Raw genomic sequence first — 21,120 nt, forward strand, 5'->3', positions numbered from 1 at the left:
ATAAGGTCTTAAAGTGCTGCATTGTAGCGTTTTCCGGTTCGGGGCTATGTTTTATTCATTGATAAAATGGAAGGCTTTCGGCAAAATGGCCGGTTCCGGCGGCTCCGCCGGGCAAGCCAAGCAAGCGAATCAGGCTCATTCAAAGGATTAGTACCGTGCGACCGATTCAAAAATCGAAAAAACTGGCGGATGTCTGTTACGACATCCGTGGCCCCGTGCTGGAAAAAGCGCGGCAAATGGAAGAAGAAGGCCACAAGATCATCAAGCTGAACATCGGCAACCTGGCCGCCTTCGGTTTCGATGCGCCCGATGAAATCGTGCAGGACATGATCCGCAACATGGGCAACGCCTCCGGCTACACCGACTCCAAGGGCCTGTTCGCGCCGCGCAAGTCGGTCATGCACTACACCCAGCAAAAGAACATCCAGGGCGTCACCATCGACGACATCTACCTCGGCAACGGTGCGTCCGAACTGATCGTCATGAGCGTCAATGCCTTGCTCAACACCGGCGACGAAGTGCTGGTGCCGTCGCCCGACTATCCATTGTGGACCGCTGCGGTCAGCCTCTCGGGCGGCACGCCGGTGCACTACGTCTGCGACGAGCAGCAAGGCTGGCAACCGGACATCGCCGACATTCGCAAGAAGATCACGCCCAACACCAAGGCGATCGTGGTCATCAATCCGAACAATCCGACCGGCGCGCTTTACTCCACCGAGGTCCTCAAGGAACTGGTCGAGGTCGCGCGCCAGCATCAGCTGATCATTTTCGCCGACGAGATCTACGACAAGGTCCTGTACGACGGCAACACGCATACCTCGCTGGCTTCGCTGGCCGACGACGTGCTGTTCATCACCTTCAACGGCCTGTCCAAGAACTATCGTTCCTGCGGCTACCGCGCCGGCTGGATGGTGGTCTCGGGCGAGAAGAAGCACGCCAAGGATTACATCGAAGGCCTCAACATGCTCGCGTCGATGCGCCTGTGCGCCAATGCGCCGGGTCAGTACGCCATCCAGACTGCGCTGGGCGGCTACCAGAGCATCAACGACCTGGTCGCGCCGACCGGCCGCCTGGCCAAGCAGCGCGACCTCGCGCATAAGCTGCTCACCGACATCCCGGGCGTGACCTGCGTCAAGCCGAAGTCGGCGCTGTACATGTTCCCGCGCCTTGATCCGGAAATCTATCCGATCAAGGACGACCAGGAGTTCGCCTATGAGTTGCTGGCCGAAGAGAAAGTGCTGATCGTCCAGGGCACCGGCTTCAACTGCCCGACGCCGGATCACTTCCGCGTGGTGTTCTTGCCCAACACCGACGACCTGACCGAATCGATGGGCCGCATCGCGCATTTCCTCGAAGGTTATCGTCGGCGTCACGGCACCAACTGAACCCGACATGATTCACCGGCCTGCTCCGCACGTGGCGGGGCAGGCCGGCAATTCCGGTTTTACCGCAGCATCCGTCAGCAATCGTTGTGATTCCTGCCGACGGCTTTTTTTATCAACCACGAAGACAATATGAAATCCATCAAAGTAGGTTTGCTCGGCATCGGCACCGTGGGTTCCGGTACTTTCAATGTATTGAAGCGCAATCAGGAAGAAATTGCGCGGCGCGCAGGGCGCGGCATTGAAATTACCATGGTGGCCGATCTGAACACGGAGCGCGCCACCGAGCTGACCAATGGACAAGTCAAGGTTGTCAACGACGCCAATCTGGTGGTCAATGATCCGGACATCGATATTGTCATCGAGCTCATCGGCGGCTACGGCCTCGCCAAGGACCTGGTCCTGAAGGCGATCGCCAACGGCAAGCACGTGGTCACCGCCAACAAGGCGCTGATCGCCACGCACGGCAACGAGATCTTCAAGGCCGCACAGGAAAAGGGCGTGATGGTCGCATTCGAAGCGGCCGTCGCCGGCGGCATCCCGATCATCAAGGCCTTGCGTGAAGGCCTCACCGCCAACCGCATCCAGTGGATCGCCGGCATCATCAACGGCACTACCAACTTCATCCTGTCCGAAATGCGCGACAAGGGCCTGGACTTCGACGTCGTGCTGAAAGAAGCGCAACGCCTGGGCTACGCCGAAGCGGATCCGACCTTCGACATCGAAGGCGTGGACGCGGCGCACAAGCTGACCATCATGGCTGCGATCGCCTTCGGCATCCCGGTGCAGTTCGACAAGGCGCACGTGGAAGGTATCACCAAGCTGCAAGCGACCGACATCCGTTACGCCGAGCAACTGGGCTATCGCATCAAGCTGCTGGGCATCACGCGCCAGACCGAAAAGGGCATTGAACTGCGCGTCCATCCGACGCTGATCCCGACCGGCCGTCTGATCGCCAATGTCGAAGGCGCGATGAACGCCGTGATGGTGCGCGGCGACGCCGTCGGCGAGACGCTGTACTACGGCAAGGGCGCCGGTTCCGAGCCGACCGCTTCGGCTGTGATCGCCGATCTGGTCGACATCACGCGTCTGGCTACCGCGGATCCGGAGCACCGCGTGCCGTCGCTGGCGTTCCAGCCGAACGCCATGGCCGACACGCCGGTATTGCCGATCCAGGACGTCACCACCAGCTACTACCTGCGCATGCATGTGGCCGACAAGCCGGGCGTGCTGGCCGACGTCACGCGCATCCTGGCGGACTCGTCGATTTCGATCGACGCCATGCTGCAGAAGGAGCCGGCCGAAGGCGAGCAGCAGACCGATATCATCATGCTTACGCACCAGACCCAGGAACGCAACATCGAGGCCGCCATTGCCAAGATCGAAGCGCTCACCACGGTCATGGGCAGCGTCATGAAGATCCGCCTGGAAGAACTCAACTAAGCACGTTGCACTTGCATGAAAAAGGAGGCTTCGGCCTCCTTTTTCTTTGCTGCATTGCGCCTTCGCTTGTGTCGGGACAATGAAAAAGGGCGCCGAAGGCGCCCTTGTCCGTTGCAGAACCGAAGTCCGCCGAAAATTACTTCTTCGCGGCAGGAATCTCGTAGCCGCACACCAGTTGCAGCATGGCGTCTGCCACCGAATTGGGCGCCGCCTTGGTGAACTGCATGCTTTTCAATGCGTCGGAATGATCGCGCTTGGCGCCTTTAGCGTCGTTTTCCGCGTAGATCACTTCGCGCGTCAGCTTCAGCGTCTGCTCCTTGCAGTTGTACTGGTGCATGTCCTGGTACGATTTCAGGCTTGGAAAGCCGCTGTCATTATTGGGACGCGCTTCCTTGAAATTCCACATGGACCAGGCTTCGCGGATGCCCTTGCTTTCCTTGATCGAGTCGACGTCTATCGCCAATTCAGCCTGGTCGCTGCCGCCGACCGATTGCCAGTTTTCCGCGCGGGCGACGCCGGCGCACAGGAGACCGGGAACGCTCAGCATCAAAATCCATTTTTTCATCATGTGTCCATTTCTATCCGGTGGGGCGCGAGAGCGCTTGGAGTATGCGACGAAAGCCGTGCCTGCATACGCTTCAGGGCTGCCAGCATAACGTGCCGCCGGAGTGCTTACAAGCCTGGTAACGTTTTATTTCACTTCCCTGGACGGACGGAGAAGGGTGAGGGAGGATGGGGGCGGGAGAATAAAAGCCGGCGCACAGGGGTTTGCACGCCGGTGAAGAGGGTCATTTGAAAATGACGGTCTTTTGCTCTTGTACGGTTTCCTGCTGGCGTTCGATGCGGCGCGAGCTGCGGCTGGAGCCGGCCGGATTGAACTGGGCTTCCATCTCGGCGGCGACGGCATCTCCCAGCGAGCGTGACACTTCCTGCATGACCTTGCTCTTGTTGAGCGAAATCACCGTGCCGGCGGCATTGGCCAGGCGCACGTCGGAGCCTTCACCCATCGCCGAGAACGCTGCCTTGATCTCGTAGGTGCGGGTATTGATCAGCGAAAATTCGCCTACCAGTTCCAGCGCCAGCGAGAACGACACCGCATTCGAACCTTGCACCGGATTGTTTTCCTGGCGGAAGTCGATGTTGTTGATCGTGCCGAACAGCACGTAGTCCGCGCCGGGGTAGTAACCTTTCTTGATGCGGTCGATGATGTCGAACAGCTTCTCGGTGTTTTGCTGGGTCCAGGGTTTGCCCTGCACCAGGCGGTACGATCCCGACTTCAGCAATTCGCCCTTGATGTCGGCGGTGAACTTGCGCAGTTCGCCGCGGCTGATCGTGGTGATGGTGCCGGAGGCGGCGATCACCGAGCTCTCGCCGCGGCTCGATGCGCGTTCCGACATCGAGGCCGAGGACGCAAAGTTGGAGTCACTAGCGCGAGCATTGGCGGAGTAGCTGTTGTTGTGTTTTTCGCGCGCTTCGAAGTATTGGAAATATTCCTTTACCTTCTCTTCGTACGACAAGTCGGTGACGGCGATCTTGGGCAGGTTCTGCGCCTGCGCAAGCGTCGGCGCCGCCAGTGTCAACGCGAACGCCAGCGAAGCCAGCAGCGCGTTGAACATCCGGGATGGCGATGTCGGCATGGGGAAATCCTCTCTCAACCTTGGTGAACGGGAATCAACGCTTGGACGTCTTGCGGATTTCCTTCTCGTCGGCCCATTCGATGGTGCCGGACTCGATGTTGGTCATGATCAGGCTGAACTTGTAGTACACGTCCGTGGTGTTGCTGGTGCGCTTGACGATGGAGGTGATGTTGCCTTCGATGCGGAACTGCGCGCCTTCCATCTTGCCGACCTTGGCGGTGGCGGATTTCTTGTACAGGCCGGTGTTGTTCTGACGGGTCAGTTCGTCGGTCTGATTCTGCATGCCGACGATGTCGGTGGCGAAGCGCATGGTGCCGCCCTTGAGCAATTGCACGCGGATCGAGTCGGTGATCGAACGGGTGTCGATGTATTCGCTGGTCTTGTTCTTGACATCGGCGATGGTCACCAGCGGCTTGCTCTTGTAGCCGGCAGCAGATTGGCCCAGCGAACGCGCCATCGATTCGGCGATGGTCTGCAGGTCGGTCGAACCGAATTCATTGGTGACTTGTTCGACGGCCTTGGCATCGCCGTACTGGACGTTGTTGCCGACGGTTGGCGTGCCGGTCTGGGCGCAGCCGAACAGCAGGGCGGAAATCAGGGTGAGGCCGGCGTAGCGGGCAGTGGTGTGCATCATGGCAATTCCTTGTGTAAGCAGTAAATAGGCGGTAATGACGAATCGGGGCGGAGACGGAGACCGGTGCGGTCTCAGCGTCCCATTAAAGGAGCGTCGCTGGTCGACAGCGATTTGTTGATGGTGGCGCTGAACTGGATCGCAAAGTCGCGCGCCTTGGTGGTCGGCGAGACCATCTGCAGCGTCAGCTTTTGTTCGCCGTTCACCAGCAGTGGTTTCCACGGTTCGTCGTCCCACACCTGGAAGCCGGTTTCGTCCATCCATTTGACACGGTAGTAAGCCGTGTGCTGGCGGTTGTCACGGTTGGTGAGTTCGGCCTGGACGTTGAGCAGGCCGTTCTGTTCGCGCATGCGCAGGCCGGTGAATTCCAGCGATGCCGGGGCGCCCAGCAATTCGATTTTGGAGGCGATGGTTTGCGCCTGGACCGGCATGGCGTGCATGCCGAGCGCGAACGCGGACGCCAGTGCGCCTGCGCGCAATGCGCGCAATGCGTGTTTGATGTTCATGTGGACGACTCCCTGTTTAATCCTGTTTCAGCGCCCGTGTGTTCACGGTGCGCTGACACTGGCCGATACCGGCACAATGGCTTTTTTCTTGGTGTTGCTGGCGATCGTCGCGGCTTTTTCCGCCGGTGCTGCGGCTACCGTATCGTTGCCAGCATTCTTGTTGTTCGCCGCCACCTTTTTGCCGGTGGTTTTGGCCTTGGCGTTCTTGGCTGCGGGGATCGGTTTTTCCGGCGCCGCCAACGCTAAAGCTGCTTGCTCGGCATTATAGGGGGTCTGCGCCAGATAGAGCGAGGGACCCGAAGTGCGCAGCGAGACCAGGGCATACGCGCCGGAGACGCCGACTTCGCGCAATTGCGGACCGGTCGCGGTCGGCAGCAGGATCTTGTGCATGCCCGGTGCCAGTTTCACGCGCGCCACCGAGAAGAAGCCCGGCAGGGTGCGCCAGGTGCGTTCATCGGCGACTTCACCCAGCATCGTACCGGCTTTGGCGGCGATGCTCAGCAGCGAACCGAACATGCCCAGCGAGCCGGAATTGTCGTCGATGGCTTTTTGCGCCACGCCCTTGGTGATCGCGCGGATGGAGGAGCGCGCAATGATGCCCGGCATTTCATCCGACAGCGCGCGGCGCGCCATCTGGTCGACGCTGGTCAGCAGAGCGACTTGCACCGGCTTGTCGTCGACCGTGATGCTGGCGGGGACCACCGAATTGTCGGCGGCGCGGATGACCGGCCACGAAATCGGCGTGGCGATCAGGCTCAGGCCGCTGCGACCAGGGATCGGCAGGATGATTGGCAGGGTCATCGAACTGATCGCGGGCGCGCTGCCCGATTCGATCACGATGAGCGTATCGACCAGTTTCGGCGAACGGTTGCGTACGCGACCGTCCAGTCCTTTCAATCCTTCTTCCAGCGTGGCCTGGCCGGGACGCATTTCGATCGCCTTGCGATAGCCGGCAGCCGCCAGCGATGGTTCGCCCAGGCCTTCGTACACGAAGCCGGCGAGGTAATTGGCGAACGCCGACTCGTAGGAATTCTTCAGTGCGCGCACGGCCGGGTCTTCCAGCGTTTCCACCGGATAGCCGTTGAGTTCCTTGAAGGAAGTGGTCTTCAGGCCCTTCGATTCGGCGCTGCTCTTGGCGGCGTCGAGTTCCTTGCTGCGGAAGTCGGCGATGATCGCTTCGCGCTCATGCATCTTCTTGATTTCAGTGCGCGCCGAATCCCAGTCTCCGATGGCCAGATGGTCCAGCGCCAGGCGCAGGTTGATGAAGACTTTTTCGTAGTCGCGGCCATCATAACGGCGCGTGGTGTCGTTGAGCACGAGGGAGCCGATGTCGCCCATCAGCTTGGACGGATCGGTCTTGACCTGGTCTTCCCAGCCGCGCACCTTTTCGTCGGCGGCCAGCCAGGTTTCCTTGCTGGCTTCATAGGACCCCTTCATGCGCAGCAGTTCGCCCTTTTCCATGAAGTAGAGCAGGTCCTTGTCCTTGTCGGGGTTCTGCTGTTCCAGCGCCTGCAAGGCCAGGTCCGCGCTGCCCGACTTCATGGCGTCGACCGTGGTGGTCGCCTTGCGGTCGTAGCCGTTGGTGGCGCAACCGGCCAATAGTGAAATCAGCGAGATCAGGCAGACGCCGCCGCCCATGTTTTTTCCGAGTCGCTTGATGGTCGATGCGACGGATTTGTTTTGTTGTTCCATTTTTATCCTCCCCAGGATATGAGCTGCTGCCGAAAGATGCTGGCAGGCATTTTTTTGTTGCATTTATTGTAAAGACGGCCGTCGAAAAAAGCCTCATTCGTTTGAATGAGATGGCGAAATGTTCTATGCTCGGCCACAGGGATAGAAGTCGCGACAAAAAACGTCAAACAACGCGATTCAGGGGTTTCTATATGTCAACGGGGAATGCGGAACAGCGCTTCGGCCAGCTGGTGGAGTTGATTTACGACTCCGTCCAGGATCTGAGCCGGATCGCGCCGGCCATGGAAATGATCTGCCGCGAGGTGGGCGCCATCGCCGGTCACTACGTCCACATGGATGTGGAAAGCCGCGAAGTGATCGCGTCCTGCGTGAGCAACAGCGACTATCAAGCCGGCGATCTCGAATACAAGGAATACTACAGCCAGGTCGACGACCGCCTCGGCTGGCTTGCCACCGGGCGGGTCGGCGAGTGGCGCGCCGACCATCAGCGTTTCGACGAGCGATTCGTGCGCAAGAGCGAAATCTACAATGACTTCCTGTTCAAGTATGGCGGCCGCCACATGGTGGTCGGGCGTATCGGCGAGCGCACCACGCAATCCGAGGCGATCGCTTTCCTGCGTCCGCTGGGCGCGGATGAATACGCCGAAACCGAATACGCCTTCCTGCGCAGCCTGTCGCCACACCTGATCCGTTCGGCCACGCTGCGCGCACGCATGCAGACGCTGGAGCGCCAGCAGACGGCCAGCGAATCGGTGGTGGCGCATCTGCCTTACGGTACCTTATGGATCAACGCCGCTGGCCGCATCGTCTCGCTCAATCCGCAGGCGACCACCATCCTGGCCGCCGCCGACGGCTTGTCCGTGCGCAATGACAAGCTGGTTGTGTCCGAGCCGGCCGACGCCGAACGGCTGCAGCACGCGCTGCGCATGGCGACCACGACGGAGCCGCGGCAGGGACAATGGTTCGCCATCGCGCGCCGCAAGCAATCGACGCCGCTGCTGGTGTCGGTGATTCCGGCGACGATTCCTGCTGCGCTCGATCCCTTGTGCGGCGGTCCGTTTGCCCTGCTGATCCTGCAGGACATGACGCGCCAGCGCGTCTCGCGATCGGCGCAATTGCAGGTCATTTATCGCCTGACGCCGGCCGAGACACGCCTGGCCGAAGCGCTGCTCGAGAACGACACCATCGAGTCGTATGCGCTCAAAAACGACATCAGCCGCAATACCGTGCGTACCCATCTGGCCAGCCTGTTCGCCAAGACCGGCGCCAAGCGCCAGGCGGAGCTGATCCGTACCTTGCTGGCGTCGCAGCCGCACGTGATGCTTTAGCAAGGCAAAAACGCGGACTCGGTACGCGAGCCAGCTATAATGGCGGTCTCCGTGCAACATGTTGCAAGACCACTTCCACTCTTACTTACGCCATGCAATACGTCTCCACTCGCGGTCACTCTGCCACACCTTCCTTTTCCGAAATCCTGCTGGGCGGCCTGGCGCCGGACGGCGGCCTGTACTTGCCGGCGCAGTATCCGCAAGTCACCGGCGCCGAGCTCGATCAATGGCGCACGCTGTCCTATGCGGACCTGGCCTATCAAGTGCTGAAGAAGTTCGCCGGCGACATTCCCGACGCCGACCTCAAGGCGCTGACGCACAAGACCTACACCGCCGACGTGTATCGCAACACGCGTGCCGGTGAAGATGCTGCGCAGATCACGCCGCTGCGCACGCTGGAAGACAAGGATGGCAAGAAGCTGGTACTGCAAGGCCTGTCGAATGGCCCGACGCTGGCCTTCAAGGACATGGCGATGCAGTTGCTGGGCAACCTGTTCGAATATGCGCTGGCCAAGAAGGGCGCCGAACTCAACATCGTCGGCGCGACTTCCGGCGACACCGGCAGCGCTGCCGAATACGCCATGCGCGGCAAACAGGGCATCCGTGTCTTCATGCTGTCGCCGCACAAGAAGATGAGCGCGTTCCAGACCGCACAGATGTTCAGCCTGCAGGATCCGAACATCTTCAACCTCGCGGTGGAAGGCGTGTTCGACGATTGCCAGGACATCGTCAAGGCAATCTCCAACGATCTCGACTACAAGGCCGCGCAAAAAATCGGCACCGTCAATTCGATCAACTGGGCGCGTGTCGTGGCACAGGTGGTGTATTACTTCCGCGGCTATCTTTCGGCCACGACCAGCAATGAACAGAAGGTCTCGTTCACGGTGCCGTCGGGCAATTTCGGCAATATCTGCGCCGGCCACATCGCGCGCATGATGGGCCTGCCGATCGACAAGCTGGTGGTCGCCACCAACGAGAACGATGTGCTCGACGAATTCTTCCGCACCGGCGTCTATCGCGTGCGCAAGTCGGCCGAGACTTACCACACCAGCAGCCCGAGCATGGACATCAGCAAGGCGTCCAACTTCGAGCGCTTTATCTACGACTTGCTCGGTCGCGACAGCACACGCGTCAAGGCCCTGTTCCACAAGGTCGAGACCGCAGGCGGCTTCGACCTGACCGGCAAACCGGGCAGCGACGGCGATGAGTTCGCCAGCGTGATCCGCTACGGCTTCGCCTCGGGCAAGTCGACGCATGCCGACCGCCTGGAAACCATCCGCTTCGCCGAAAAGAGCTACGGCATCACGGTCGACACCCATACTGCCGACGGCATCAAGGTCGCGCGTGAGAATCTCGCCGAAGGCGTCACCATGATCGTGCTGGAAACCGCTTTGCCGGCCAAGTTCAACGAGACCATCCGTGAAGCGCTGGGCCGCGATGCCGACCGTCCGGCGGGCTTCGAAAACATCGAAGCGCTGCCGCAGCGTTTCGAGGTCATGTCTGCCGACGCCGCCAAGGTCAAAGCCTTTGTGGCAACGCACACCGGGCTGTAAGCAAAGCACATGAGCAAGGTCGCGACCATCAGATTTCTGGTCGCGTCGTCGCTGCTTGCCGGCGTCGTCGCCTCTGCCGCGGCGGCTCCTGACGAGGACGCGCTGGGAAAATCTTCCGGCTATCCGGTCGCCTCCAATCTCCGCCAGGCCTATCAGCAGCACTACCTGGTGGGCTCCTTCAGCGCGATGGACAGCTTCAATCCCTCCTGTACGCTGGCGTCGTCGCGCGATCCGGTGACGCTGGAAAAGAACGCTACCGAGACCGCCTTCATCTATCGCTTTCGCGGCGACACGTTCACGCTCGACGACTACATGACGCGTCAGCGCGCCACGGCCGTCGTGGTGGTGAAAGACGGCCGCATCGTGGCCGAGCGCTACAACTACGCGCGCACGCCCGACATGCGCATGTTGTCCAATTCCATGGCCAAGACCATCGTCGCGCTGGGCGTCATGAAGGCGCTGGAAGACGGAAGCATCCGCTCGCTGGAAGATCCGGCGAAAACCTATGTCCCACAACTGGCCGGCTCTCTCTATGGCGAAACGCGCATCGTCAATCTGCTGCGCATGGCCTCCGGCGCCAGGTATGTCGAAGACTATTCGGCGCACGATGACCGCGCCGCCTTCAACGACATCATGCGCAAGTCAGGCACGCTTGAAGCTGTACGCAGCGTCATCGAGCGCAGCGATCCGGAAGGCGAGCGTTTCAACTATGCCGGCGCACAGACCAACGTGCTGGCGCTGGTGTTGCGCGCCGCCACCGGGCGCACTCTGTGCGACTACATCGGTGAAAAAATCTGGCAGCCGATCGGCGCCCAAGCCAAGGCCACCTGGATGCTCAATCCCGGCGACGGCGTCGAAGTGGCGCAAGGCGGCTTCAACGCCACTGTGTACGACTACGCACGACTTGGGATGATGATGGCGGCCGACGGCGAGGTGCGCGGCAACGCCGTGGTGCAGCGCGAACATCTGCTCGACATGACCGACCCTGAGCGTCAGCCCGCGGCATTCCGGCCGGGGACCATGTCGTATCACGGCAGCAAGTATTCCGGCTACGGCCTGCAAACCTGGATCCTGCCCGGCAGCCGGCGTCGCTTTGCGCTGCTGGGGGTGTACGGCCAGGCGGTTTTCGTCGACCCTGAACTCAGGCTGGTGGTGGTGCACACGGCAGTGGGCAAGGACGCATCAGGCGACGCCAGCGGCGCGCATCTCGGCGCAGAGCGCGACGCTTTGTTGCGGGGGATCGTGGCGACTTACGGCAAGTGGTAATCGCCGTCGCCCGATCTCGTCGAACTGCTCAGGCCGGATGCCGCCAGTAATTCGGCTGGGCATAGGTATGCCGCAAAAAATCCACGAAGGCGCGTATTCGCAGCGGCAGATGCCGGCGTTGGGCAAAGACCGCATAAATCGCCGGCGCCGGTGCATCGAACTTGTCCAGCACCGTCACCAGTTCACCCGATTCGAGCGCGGCGCCGACTTCCCACATGGAACGCCAGGCCAGCCCCTTGCCGTTGAGCGCCCAGTTGTGCAGCACTTCGCCGTCGTTGCAGACCATATTGCCGCCGACCTTGTAGACGCTGACCTTGCCGTGCTGTCTCAACGTCCAGCCGCGCTGGCTGCCTTCGCTGCTGATGGCCAGGCAGTTGTGGCGCGCCAGGTCGTCGGGCGTCTCGGGAATGCCATGGCGGCGCAGATAAGAGGGCGCCGCCACCACCACGCGGTGGTTCTCGGCCAGCTTGACGCTGATCAGGTTGGAATCGGTCAGCGCGGCGATACGGATGGCGACGTCGACGCCTTCGCCGATCAGGTCGACGATGCGGTCGTTGAGGTTGAGCGTGAGCGTGACGTCGCGATGTTCGGTCAGGAAGGAGGGCACCAGCGGCGCCACGTGCTGGCGGCCGAAACCGGCGGGAGCCGAGATCAGCAGGTTGCCGCTGGCGCGCGCGCTGCGTTCCGAGACCGAGGATTCGGCGTCTTCGAGGTCGGTCAGGATGCGCTGGCAGTCTTCCAGGAAGGCCGCACCTTCATTGGTCAGCACGATCTTGCGGGTGGTCCGCTGCAGCAGCTTGACGCCCAGGCGTTCCTCCAGGGCATCGAGCCGGCGCCCGATCATGGCGGGGGCGATGCCCTCGGCGCGGGCGGCGGCCGACAGGCTGCCTTTGGCGGCGACGTCAACGAAGGTGGAGATTTGCTTGAACTGATCCATGGCGGTACTCTCGAAGGCTGGAAAGCGGCACAGCCATTATCTCGTCACTTGTGACTAAAACGCAAAGATAAAGTGATAAAACGTTTCACTCATGTGGATTTAGTTTAAATATACTAAGTGCACAAAAATACAATTCGACAAGACATTGTCATCCGATTTTTTATCTACTTAGGAGCACAGCATGACGCAATTGACACTGCCGGCCGGGATGCAGATTTCTGGTGAAATCAAGCCTGGTTATGAACAGATCCTGACGCCTGACGCGCTCGCGCTGGTAGCCAAATTAAGCCGCGCCTTCGAGTCGCGTCGCCAAGAGTTGCTGGCCGCGCGCGTTGAGCGTGTAAAGCGTCTGGACGCCGGCGAGCGTCCCGACTTCCTGCCTGAGACTGCGAACATCCGCAGCGGCGACTGGAAGATCGCTCCAATCCCTGAAGCACTGAAATGCCGCCGCGTCGAAATCACCGGTCCGGTCGAGCGCAAGATGGTCATCAACGCCTTCAACTCGGGCGCCGACAGCTACATGACCGACTTCGAAGATTCGAACTCGCCGGTCTGGGACAACCAGATCAGCGGCCAGATCAATCTGTTCGACGCCATCCGCCGCACCATTTCGCTGGAATCGAACGGCAAGAGCTACAAGCTCAACGACAAGATCGCCACGCTGGTGGTGCGCCCGCGCGGCTGGCACCTGGACGAGAAGCACGTCACCATCGACGGCAAGCGCATCTCCGGCGGCATCTTCGACTTCTCGCTGTTCCTGTTCCATAACGCCAAGGAGCAACTGGCGCGCGGCGCCGGTCCTTACTTCTACCTGCCGAAGATGGAATCGCACCTGGAAGCGCGCCTGTGGAACGACATCTTCGTGATGGCGCAAAACGAAATCGGCCTGCCGCAAGGCACCATCAAGGCGACCGTGCTGATCGAAACGATCACCGCCGCCTTCGAAATGGAAGAAATCCTGTACGAACTGCGCGAGCACAGCTCGGGCCTGAACGCCGGCCGCTGGGATTACATCTTCTCCTGCATCAAGAAATTCAAGAACGATAAGGACTTCTGCCTGGCCGACCGCGCCAAGGTTACGATGACCGCGCCGTTCATGCGTTCGTATGCGTTGCTGTTGCTGAAGACCTGCCACAAGCGCGGCGCGCCCGCCATCGGCGGCATGAGCGCACTGATCCCGATCAAGAACGATCCGGAAAAGAACGCCATCGCCATGCAAGGCATCATCAACGACAAGCGTCGCGATGCGACCGACGGCTACGACGGCGGCTGGGTGGCTCACCCAGGTCTGGTCGAACCATCGATGAAGGAATTCGTGGCGGTGTTGGGCGACAAGCCGAATCAGTTCGAGAAGCAACGTCCGGACGTCGACGTCAAGGCGGCCGACCTGCTCAACTTCCAGCCTGAAACGCCGATCACCGAAGCCGGCCTGCGCTACAACATCAACGTCGGCATCCACTACCTCGGTGCCTGGCTGGCCGGTAACGGTTGCGTGCCTATCCACAACCTGATGGAAGATGCGGCAACTGCGGAAATCAGCCGCGCACAAGTCTGGCAATGGATCCGCAGCAGCAAGGGCAACCTGGAAGACGGCCGCAAGGTTACTGCCGACATGGTGCGCGCGATGATTCCGGAAGAACTGGCCAAGGTCAAGGAAGTGGCCGGTACCGGTCCGACCTACGACCGCGCCGCCAAGATCTTCGAAGACATGTCGACGTCGGAGACGTTTGCCGAATTCCTGACATTGCCGCTGTACGAAGAAATCTGATGAGGCGCTGATGCGGCGAGGCGGCGATCTGCACTGAGGTCGCCGTTTCTCCAGCATCGCTCTACACGCAAAAACGCCCGGTCATGCCGGGCGTTTTGCATTGGAGCAGGGCACTCACCAACGTGTCATCACAAATCTCCGGACGAAAAAAATCCCCGACAAGTCGGGGATTTTTCATCATCGAAGCAAACCGACGAATCGATTTGCTTATCTGCGCAATTATTGCGGGACGATGTTCGAAGCTTGCTTGCCCTTAGGACCAGTAGTCACTTCGAAAGAAACGCGTTGGTTTTCTTTCAGGGACTTGAAGCCGTTCGATTGGATAGCCGAGAAGTGAGCGAACAAATCTTCGCCGCCTTCGTCAGGAGTAATGAAGCCGAAGCCCTTCGAGTCATTGAACCACTTTACGATACCAGTTGCCATGTTAATTCCTAAATAAGTTAGTGTGGGCTTTTTGCCCGTTATTATCGTTTAAACCTAGAGAGGAATGACAGACTAATACCGCACTACCAACTCGAATCTTAACGACCGTTTAATTATACCGATTAAATCGCCAATGCAAGCGTTTTTCACTCTATGAGAATGATTTAATTTGCTGCCGTTTTGTATACCAAAACGACCGCTTCGGCGGCGATGCCTTCTTCGCGACCGAGGTAGCCCAGCTTTTCGTTGGTCTTGGCCTTGATGTTTACTTGCTCCGGTGCAATGCCAAGATCAGCGGCCACATGGGCCACCATGGATGGAATATGCGGCGCCATTTTGGGCGCTTGCGCGATGATGGTGGCGTCGATGTTGCCGATCATATAACCGGCGGCGGCCAGGCGCTTGACCGCTTCACGCAGCAGCACGCGCGAGTCGGCGCCCTTGAACTGCACATCGGTATCGGGGAAATGGCGGCCGATGTCGCCCAATCCCGCCGAGCCGAAAATCGCATCGGTGATGGCGTGCAGCAACACATCCGCGTCAGAATGTCCGAGCAGGCCGGTCTTGTGCGGGATCTCGACGCCGCCGATGATCAGCTTGCGCCCTGTCACCAGAGCGTGGCAATCGTAGCCCTGGCCGATGCGGAATGGAGGAGGGGAAAACGTCATGCGGTATATCCTTTATATCCTTATGTCTTCAGGAAGAGTTCAGCCAGCGCGACATCGTGCGCCAGCGTGACTTTAAAATTGCGCGGGCTGCCTTCGACCAGCTTTGGCTGCAGGCCCAGCATCTCGACGGCGCTGGCGTCGTCGGTGATGTCGCCGACGCGATTTTGCGCATGCGCCTGTTCCAGCGCCCGCATCAACAAACCGTAGCGGAACATCTGTGGCGTCTGCGCCGCCCACAGCGCATCGCGCGGCACGGTGGCCTGCACGCGCTCCCGCCGCTCCGGCGTGCCGCCGCTGCGCTTGAGCGTGTCCACCACCGGCAGCGCCAGCAGGCCGCCAACTTCATCGTCATGCAGCGAGGCGATGAGACGCTCCAGTAATTCAGCGGTCAGCCCTGGGCGTGCGGCGTCATGCACCAGCACCCAGTCGTCCGCGCCGAGCTTCGCGCTGATCGCTTGCAAACCATTCAGCACGCTATCCTGGCGCGTCGCGCCGCCGTTGCGCAGCACTGTCAGCTTGCCTGCCAGTTGCGGCTGCGTCTTCAGGAAGTCGCCGATGTAACCGTCGTCGGCGCTGACCACGAGGAAAGTGTGGGCGATCAGCGCGCTGGAAGCGAAGGTGTCGAGCGCATATTGCAGCATCGGTTTGCCGGCCAGCGGCAGGTATTGCTTGGGAATGGCGCCGCCCACGCGCGCGCCGATGCCGGCGGCGGGGATCAGCGCAAAATGGCGGGCCTGAGGTGACGATGCGGAAGCGGTCATGCCGGTGCGCCATGACGGCAAGAGCGCAGAAAATGCCTGCGTGCGGCGCCTTGGGGCGCAGCCTTGCCAGCAGAGGGCTTCGTTTATAATGTGAGGCTGAATTCTAAAGCCAAATTTGGCTTCTTTCGCAGTATTTTGCGCGCCCCAGGCGCCTTCCGATCCAGCTAATGTCTTTTGACCTGAAAAAATCCCTTCCCAAGCCGGGTGCGCGCTTTGTTCCGCCGGCGCCGCATGGTTCCGCCGACGCCTATCTGCTGGCGCAAGCCGCGCTTGCCTTGAAAGCCAACAAGCGCATGCTGACCGTGGTCGTCGCCAACGCCACCGATGCGCAGCGCCTGCTAGCGGAAATCCCGTGGTTTCAGCGCAGCGCTGAGGGCGAAGACAAGCTGCGCTGCCATTTGCTGCCGGACTGGGAAACGCTGCCTTACGACGCCTTTTCGCCGCATCAGGATCTGGTCTCGGAGCGTCTGGCCACCTTGTATGAAGTGCAGAGCGGCCAGTGCGACGTGCTGATCGTGCCGGCCACCACCGCTTTGTTGCGCATGGCGCCGCCGGGTTTCCTGGCCGCCTACACCTTCTTCTTCAAGCAGGGCGAGAAGCTCGACGAGGCGCGTCTGAAGTCGCAATTGACGCTGGCCGGTTACACCCACGTCACGCAAGTCATGTCGCCCGGCGAGTATTCGGTGCGCGGCGGTCTGATCGATATTTTTCCAATGGGCTCGGCGCTGCCGTATCGCCTCGATCTGTTCGGCGACACCATCGAAACCATCCGCACCTTCGACGCCGACACCCAGCGTTCGCTGTATCCGGTGCGCGAAGTGCGCCTGCTGCCGGGCCGCGAATTCCCGATGGACGAAGTTTCACGCACCGCTTTCCGCAGCCGCTGGCGCGAAGTGTTTGAAGGCGATCCTTCTCGATCTGCGATCTACAAGGACATCGGCAACGGCATCGCCTCGGCCGGCATCGAATATTATCTGCCGTTGTTTTTTGAAGAGACCGCGACATTGTTCCGCTATCTGCCCGAGGACAGTATGTTCGCCACGGTCGGCGACATCGATCAGGCCATCAAGCGTTTCTGGAGCGACACGCGCTCGCGCCACAACTTCCTCAAGGCCGATCGCGAACGTCCGGTGCTGGTGCCGGAGCAGGTGTTCCTCACCGACGAGGATTTCTTCACACTGGTCAAGCCTTACGGCCGCTGGGTATTGCAAACCGACGACGCGCCATCGGCTTTGTCTGCGCCGATTCCCAACGTCGCCGTCAATCGCCGCACCGACGATCCGCTGACCAACCTGCGCGGCTACCTGCTCAAGACCGGCAAGCGCGTCATGCTGTGCGCCGAGTCCAACGGCCGCCGCGAAACATTGCAGCAATACTTCGCCGAATACGACCTGCATCCGGCGCTGTGCGATGGTTACGACAGCTTTATCGGCAACACCGAGCCGCTGATGCTGGGCGTGGCGCCGCTGCATGCCGGCTTCGAGCTGGAGCAGGAACAGGTCGCCTTCATCACCGAGACCGAGCTGTATGCCGGTTCCGGCCGCCGCGTCGGCCGTAAGAAGCAGGAAAACGTCACGCAGGTCGAGCACATGGTGCGCGATTTGTCCGAGCTCAAGATCGGCGATCCGGTGGTGCATGCCAACCACGGCATCGGCCGCTACATGGGTTTGCTCAGTATGGATCTGGGCGAGGGCGAGACTGAATTCCTGCATCTGGAATACGCCAAGGAAACCAAACTCTACGTACCGGTTTCGCAGCTGCACGTGATCGCGCGTTATTCGGGCGCTTCGCCGGAAGACGCGCCGTTGCATTCGCTCGGTTCAGGCCAATGGGAAAAAGCCAAGCGCAAGGCGGCGCAACAGATCCGCGACACCGCCGCCGAGCTGCTCAACCTGTATGCGCGCCGCGCGCTGCGCCAGGGCCACGCCTTCCAGTATTCCGCACGCGATTACGAAACCTTCGCCGAGAGTTTCGGCTTTGAAGAGACGCCCGACCAGGCTGCCGCCATCAACGCTGTCATCGGCGACATGACCAGCGGCAAGCCGATGGATCGGCTGATCTGCGGCGACGTCGGTTTCGGCAAGACCGAGGTGGCCCTGCGCGCCGCCTTCGTGGCCGTCATGGGCGGCAAGCAGGTCGCCATCCTGGCGCCGACCACTTTGCTGGCCGAGCAGCATGCGCAGACCTTTGCCGACCGCTTCGCCAACTGGCCGGTGCGCATCGCCGAGCTGTCGCGATTCCGTACCGGAAAAGAAATCACGCAGGCCATCAAGGGCATGGCCGACGGCACGCTCGACATCATCATCGGCACGCACAAGCTGCTGTCCGACGACGTCAAATTCTCGCGCCTGGGCTTGGTCATCATCGACGAAGAACACCGCTTCGGCGTACGCCAGAAGGAAGCGCTCAAGTCGCTGCGCGCCGAGGTCGACGTGCTCACGCTGACCGCCACGCCGATCCCGCGCACGCTGGGCATGGCGCTCGAAGGCTTGCGCGACTTCTCCATCATCGCCACCGCGCCGCAAAAACGACTGGCGATCAAGACCTTCGTGCGCGCGGAAGGGGAGTCGACCATCCGCGAGGCCTGCCTGCGCGAATTGAAGCGCGGCGGCCAGGTCTACTTCCTGCACAACGAAGTCGATACGATTGAAAACCGCAAGGCCATGCTCGAAGCGCTGTTGCCGGAAGCACGCGTGGTCATCGCACACGGCCAGATGCATGAGCGCGACCTGGAAAAGGTCATGCGCGATTTCGTCGCGCAGCGTTCCAACATCCTGCTGTGCACCACCATCATCGAGACCGGCATCGACGTGCCGACCGCCAACACCATCATCATGCATCGCGCCGACAAGTTCGGCCTGGCGCAGTTGCACCAGTTGCGCGGCCGCGTCGGCCGTTCGCATCACCAGGCCTATGCTTATCTTCTGGTGAACGACGTCAAGGGATTGACCAAGCAGGCGCAACGCCGTCTCGAAGCGATCCAGCAGATGGAAGAACTCGGCAGCGGCTTCTACCTCGCCATGCACGACCTCGAAATCCGCGGCGCCGGCGAAGTGCTCGGCGACAGCCAGTCGGGGGAGATGCACGAGATCGGTTTTCAGATGTATTCCGACATGCTCAGCGAAGCCGTGCGTGCACTCAAGGACGGTCGCGAGCCGGATCTGGCGGCGCCGCTGGCCAGCACCACCGAGATCAACCTGCATGTGCCGGCCTTGCTGCCAAACGATTATTGCGGCGACGTCCACGAGCGCCTGTCGCTGTACAAACGTTTCGCCAACTGTACTTCGCAGGAAACCATCGACGCCTTGCAGGAAGAGCTGATCGATCGCTTCGGCAAGCTGCCTGAAGTCGCCAAGGCGCTGGTCGAGACGCATCGCCTGCGCATCGCTGCCAAGCCGCTCGGCATCATCAAGATCGACGCGCACGCGGAATCGGCGTTGCTGCAGTTCGTGCCGAATCCGCCGGTCGACGCCATGCGCATCATCGAGCTGATCCAGAAGAATCGCCACATCAAGCTCAACGGCCAGGACAAGTTGCGCATCACCGCCAACATGCCCGATCTCAACGCGCGCGTGATGCAAATCAAGGCGACCATGCGCTCGCTGGTCGGCTGAAAAATTTTAAATACAAAGAAGACGCACCATGAATCTGATCTTGCAGGGACTGAACACCAATCGCGCCGACATCGAGGCCATCGTTGGACTCACGCAGCCGCAGCGCGTGGTGGATATCAACGCGCATGCCTGGCGTTGCGAGGGTATTGCCCACAGCGCCGCGCTCAAGGCGCAAATCGACGCCGCCTGCCTGGCGCAACAAGTCGATTACGCTTTTGTCGAAGCGGGCCGCACGCTCAAGGATTTCAAGCTGGTGGCGATGGACATGGATTCGACGCTGATCACGATTGAATGCATCGACGAGATCGCCGACATGCAAGGTCTGAAGCCGCAAGTGTCCGAAATCACCGAAGCCGCCATGCGCGGTGAAATCGAATTCAACGAGAGCCTGACGCGTCGCGTTGCCTTGCTCAAGGGACTCGATGCCGGCGCCTTGCAGCGCGTCTACGACGAACGCCTGCAATTGTCCCTGGGCGCGGAGAAGATGCTGCAGGCGATCCAGGCCGCCGGTCTCAAGACCTTGCTGGTGTCGGGTGGTTTCACTTTCTTCACCGACCGCATGAAGAGTCGCCTCAATCTCGACTACACGCATTCCAACGAACTGGAAATCGTCGACGGCAAGCTGACCGGCAAAGTCGTCGGCGGCATCGTCAACGCCGAGGAAAAACGCCTGACCGTGGAGCGCGTTTGCGCCGAACTGGGTGTGCCGACGTCACAAGCCATCGTCATGGGTGACGGCGCCAATGATCTGAAGATGATGGGCGTGAGCGGACTTTCGGTGGCGTTCCGCGCCAAACCAGTCGTGCGCGCTCAGGCAAGCGTGGCATTGAACTTTGTGGGACTCGACGGCATCTTGAACATACTGGCGTAATCACACGCATCTGCAAACAACCCGGGAGAAACGCATGGACACGACAAGTCAGGGAAATCAGGAACTGGTGTTCGACGCCAGGCTGCAATCGGCCAAGGACCTGGCGTGGTGGCTGTACATCTTCCACGGGCTGAGTCTGGTCTTGTCGCTGGGCATGCTGTCGTGGCTGCCGCTGATCGTCAACTACATCAAGCGCGGCGACGCCGCCGATACCTTCGTCTATAGCCACCACCGCTGGCAGATCCGCTCGTTCTGGTGGTATCTGTTCTGGATGTTTGCAGGCGGCCTGGCGTGGATCACCCTGATTGGCATTCCGCTGGCGGTGCTGATCTGGTCGCTGGCATGGATCTGGAAAGCCTATCGCATCATCAAAGGCTGGCTCGACCTCAACGACAACAAGGCCATGCCTGTTTGATCGGATGGGGCGTCAAGCTCCTGTCATGCAGATGGATTAGAATGGGCCGGCAAGTTTCGGCAACAGCAGCAACAGCAGCAACCTCAGCAACATCAGCAACTGGAAATAATAGAAAAGAGAGGCGACAGCATGAATAAAGTCTATCCCGACGCGTCCAGCGCGTTATCCGGCATCGTCAAGGACGGCCAGACGATTGCCGTCGGCGGCTTCGGCCTGTGCGGCATT

The 21,120-nt window shown here is 60.5% G+C and carries 19 protein-coding genes; 10 read left to right on the forward strand and 9 right to left on the reverse strand.

The features are described 5' to 3' along the window. Positions 1–155 precede the first annotated feature (155 nt). Positions 156–1,385: a pyridoxal phosphate-dependent aminotransferase gene (locus ACIROW_RS21610; RefSeq protein ID WP_265212942.1), complete on the forward strand. Its 1,230-nt coding sequence runs from the start codon at positions 156–158 to the stop codon at positions 1,383–1,385. 129 nt (positions 1,386–1,514) lie between these two features. After that, positions 1,515–2,825 (forward strand): homoserine dehydrogenase, encoded by a 1,311-nt coding sequence (locus tag ACIROW_RS21615; RefSeq protein WP_402278741.1) that lies wholly within the window; start codon positions 1,515–1,517, stop codon positions 2,823–2,825. A 136-nt stretch (positions 2,826–2,961) separates the two neighbouring features. Here ACIROW_RS21615 and ACIROW_RS21620 read toward each other — a convergent pair whose 3' ends face one another. From ACIROW_RS21620 to ACIROW_RS21640, 5 genes are all read right to left on the reverse strand, one after another. Beyond that, entirely contained in the window at positions 2,962–3,390 is a 429-nt protein-coding gene (locus ACIROW_RS21620; protein ID WP_402278743.1) for a surface-adhesin E family protein, read from the reverse strand. 223 nt (positions 3,391–3,613) lie between these two features. Next, the gene (locus ACIROW_RS21625) at positions 3,614–4,462 is read right to left on the reverse strand and encodes a hypothetical protein (RefSeq protein WP_402278745.1); all 849 of its coding nucleotides are present in this window, start codon (positions 4,460–4,462) and stop codon (positions 3,614–3,616) included. Positions 4,463–4,496: 34 nt separating this feature from the next. Further along, positions 4,497–5,096, reverse strand: coding sequence for a penicillin-binding protein activator LpoB (lpoB, locus tag ACIROW_RS21630; RefSeq protein ID WP_402278747.1), 600 nt, complete (start codon positions 5,094–5,096; stop codon positions 4,497–4,499). Positions 5,097–5,167: 71 nt separating this feature from the next. Beyond that, the gene (locus ACIROW_RS21635) at positions 5,168–5,599 is read right to left on the reverse strand and encodes a YcfL family protein (protein WP_402278749.1); all 432 of its coding nucleotides are present in this window, start codon (positions 5,597–5,599) and stop codon (positions 5,168–5,170) included. A 42-nt stretch (positions 5,600–5,641) separates the two neighbouring features. After that, positions 5,642–7,291: a COG3014 family protein gene (locus ACIROW_RS21640; RefSeq protein ID WP_402278751.1), complete on the reverse strand. Its 1,650-nt coding sequence runs from the start codon at positions 7,289–7,291 to the stop codon at positions 5,642–5,644. Between the two features lie 191 nt (positions 7,292–7,482). On the opposite strand from ACIROW_RS21640, the gene ACIROW_RS21645 reads away from it, so the two are divergent. From ACIROW_RS21645 to ACIROW_RS21655, 3 genes are all read left to right on the forward strand, one after another. Further along, positions 7,483–8,619, forward strand: coding sequence for a helix-turn-helix transcriptional regulator (locus ACIROW_RS21645; protein WP_402278753.1), 1,137 nt, complete (start codon positions 7,483–7,485; stop codon positions 8,617–8,619). A gap of 92 nt (positions 8,620–8,711) precedes the next feature. Further along, complete coding sequence (thrC, locus tag ACIROW_RS21650; RefSeq protein WP_402278755.1) at positions 8,712–10,172, forward strand: threonine synthase; 1,461 nt, start codon at positions 8,712–8,714, stop codon at positions 10,170–10,172. Between the two features lie 9 nt (positions 10,173–10,181). Then, positions 10,182–11,438, forward strand: coding sequence for a serine hydrolase domain-containing protein (locus ACIROW_RS21655; protein ID WP_402278757.1), 1,257 nt, complete (start codon positions 10,182–10,184; stop codon positions 11,436–11,438). A gap of 28 nt (positions 11,439–11,466) precedes the next feature. Here the strand turns inward: ACIROW_RS21655 and ACIROW_RS21660 are convergent, their stop codons facing one another. Next, complete coding sequence (locus tag ACIROW_RS21660) at positions 11,467–12,375, reverse strand: LysR family transcriptional regulator (RefSeq protein WP_116435586.1); 909 nt, start codon at positions 12,373–12,375, stop codon at positions 11,467–11,469. Between the two features lie 181 nt (positions 12,376–12,556). Here ACIROW_RS21660 and aceB point away from each other — a divergent pair, with 181 nt between their 5' ends. Further along, the gene (gene aceB, locus ACIROW_RS21665; RefSeq protein ID WP_402278759.1) at positions 12,557–14,143 is read left to right on the forward strand and encodes a malate synthase A; all 1,587 of its coding nucleotides are present in this window, start codon (positions 12,557–12,559) and stop codon (positions 14,141–14,143) included. 219 nt (positions 14,144–14,362) lie between these two features. On the opposite strand, the gene ACIROW_RS21670 is transcribed toward aceB, so the two are convergent. From ACIROW_RS21670 to ispD, 3 genes are all read right to left on the reverse strand, one after another. After that, positions 14,363–14,566, reverse strand: a complete 204-nt coding sequence (locus ACIROW_RS21670; RefSeq protein WP_053197264.1) for a cold-shock protein — start codon at positions 14,564–14,566, stop codon at positions 14,363–14,365. Between the two features lie 164 nt (positions 14,567–14,730). Beyond that, positions 14,731–15,234, reverse strand: coding sequence for a 2-C-methyl-D-erythritol 2,4-cyclodiphosphate synthase (gene ispF / locus ACIROW_RS21675; RefSeq protein ID WP_402278761.1), 504 nt, complete (start codon positions 15,232–15,234; stop codon positions 14,731–14,733). A 20-nt stretch (positions 15,235–15,254) separates the two neighbouring features. After that, positions 15,255–15,995 carry a 2-C-methyl-D-erythritol 4-phosphate cytidylyltransferase gene (gene ispD, locus ACIROW_RS21680; RefSeq protein WP_402278763.1) on the reverse strand — a complete coding sequence of 247 codons (741 nt, stop codon included), beginning with the start codon at positions 15,993–15,995 and terminating at the stop codon, positions 15,255–15,257. Positions 15,996–16,162: 167 nt separating this feature from the next. Here ispD and mfd point away from each other — a divergent pair, with 167 nt between their 5' ends. The 4 genes from mfd to ACIROW_RS21700 all read left to right on the forward strand — a co-directional run. After that, positions 16,163–19,609 carry a transcription-repair coupling factor gene (gene mfd / locus ACIROW_RS21685; protein WP_402278764.1) on the forward strand — a complete coding sequence of 1,149 codons (3,447 nt, stop codon included), beginning with the start codon at positions 16,163–16,165 and terminating at the stop codon, positions 19,607–19,609. A gap of 28 nt (positions 19,610–19,637) precedes the next feature. Continuing rightward, positions 19,638–20,480, forward strand: a complete 843-nt coding sequence (gene serB / locus ACIROW_RS21690) for a phosphoserine phosphatase SerB (protein WP_402278766.1) — start codon at positions 19,638–19,640, stop codon at positions 20,478–20,480. A 34-nt stretch (positions 20,481–20,514) separates the two neighbouring features. Continuing rightward, on the forward strand, positions 20,515–20,895 hold the full coding sequence (locus tag ACIROW_RS21695) for a DUF4870 family protein (protein WP_402278768.1): 381 nt from the start codon (positions 20,515–20,517) through the stop codon (positions 20,893–20,895). Positions 20,896–21,024: 129 nt separating this feature from the next. Beyond that, a partial coding sequence (locus ACIROW_RS21700) for a CoA-transferase (RefSeq protein WP_402278782.1) occupies positions 21,025–21,120 on the forward strand: 96 nt, incomplete at its 3' end.

Origin of the sequence: Herbaspirillum sp. NPDC101397 (assembly GCF_044767325.1) — a bacterium.
Taxonomy (GTDB): domain Bacteria; phylum Pseudomonadota; class Gammaproteobacteria; order Burkholderiales; family Burkholderiaceae_D; genus Herbaspirillum.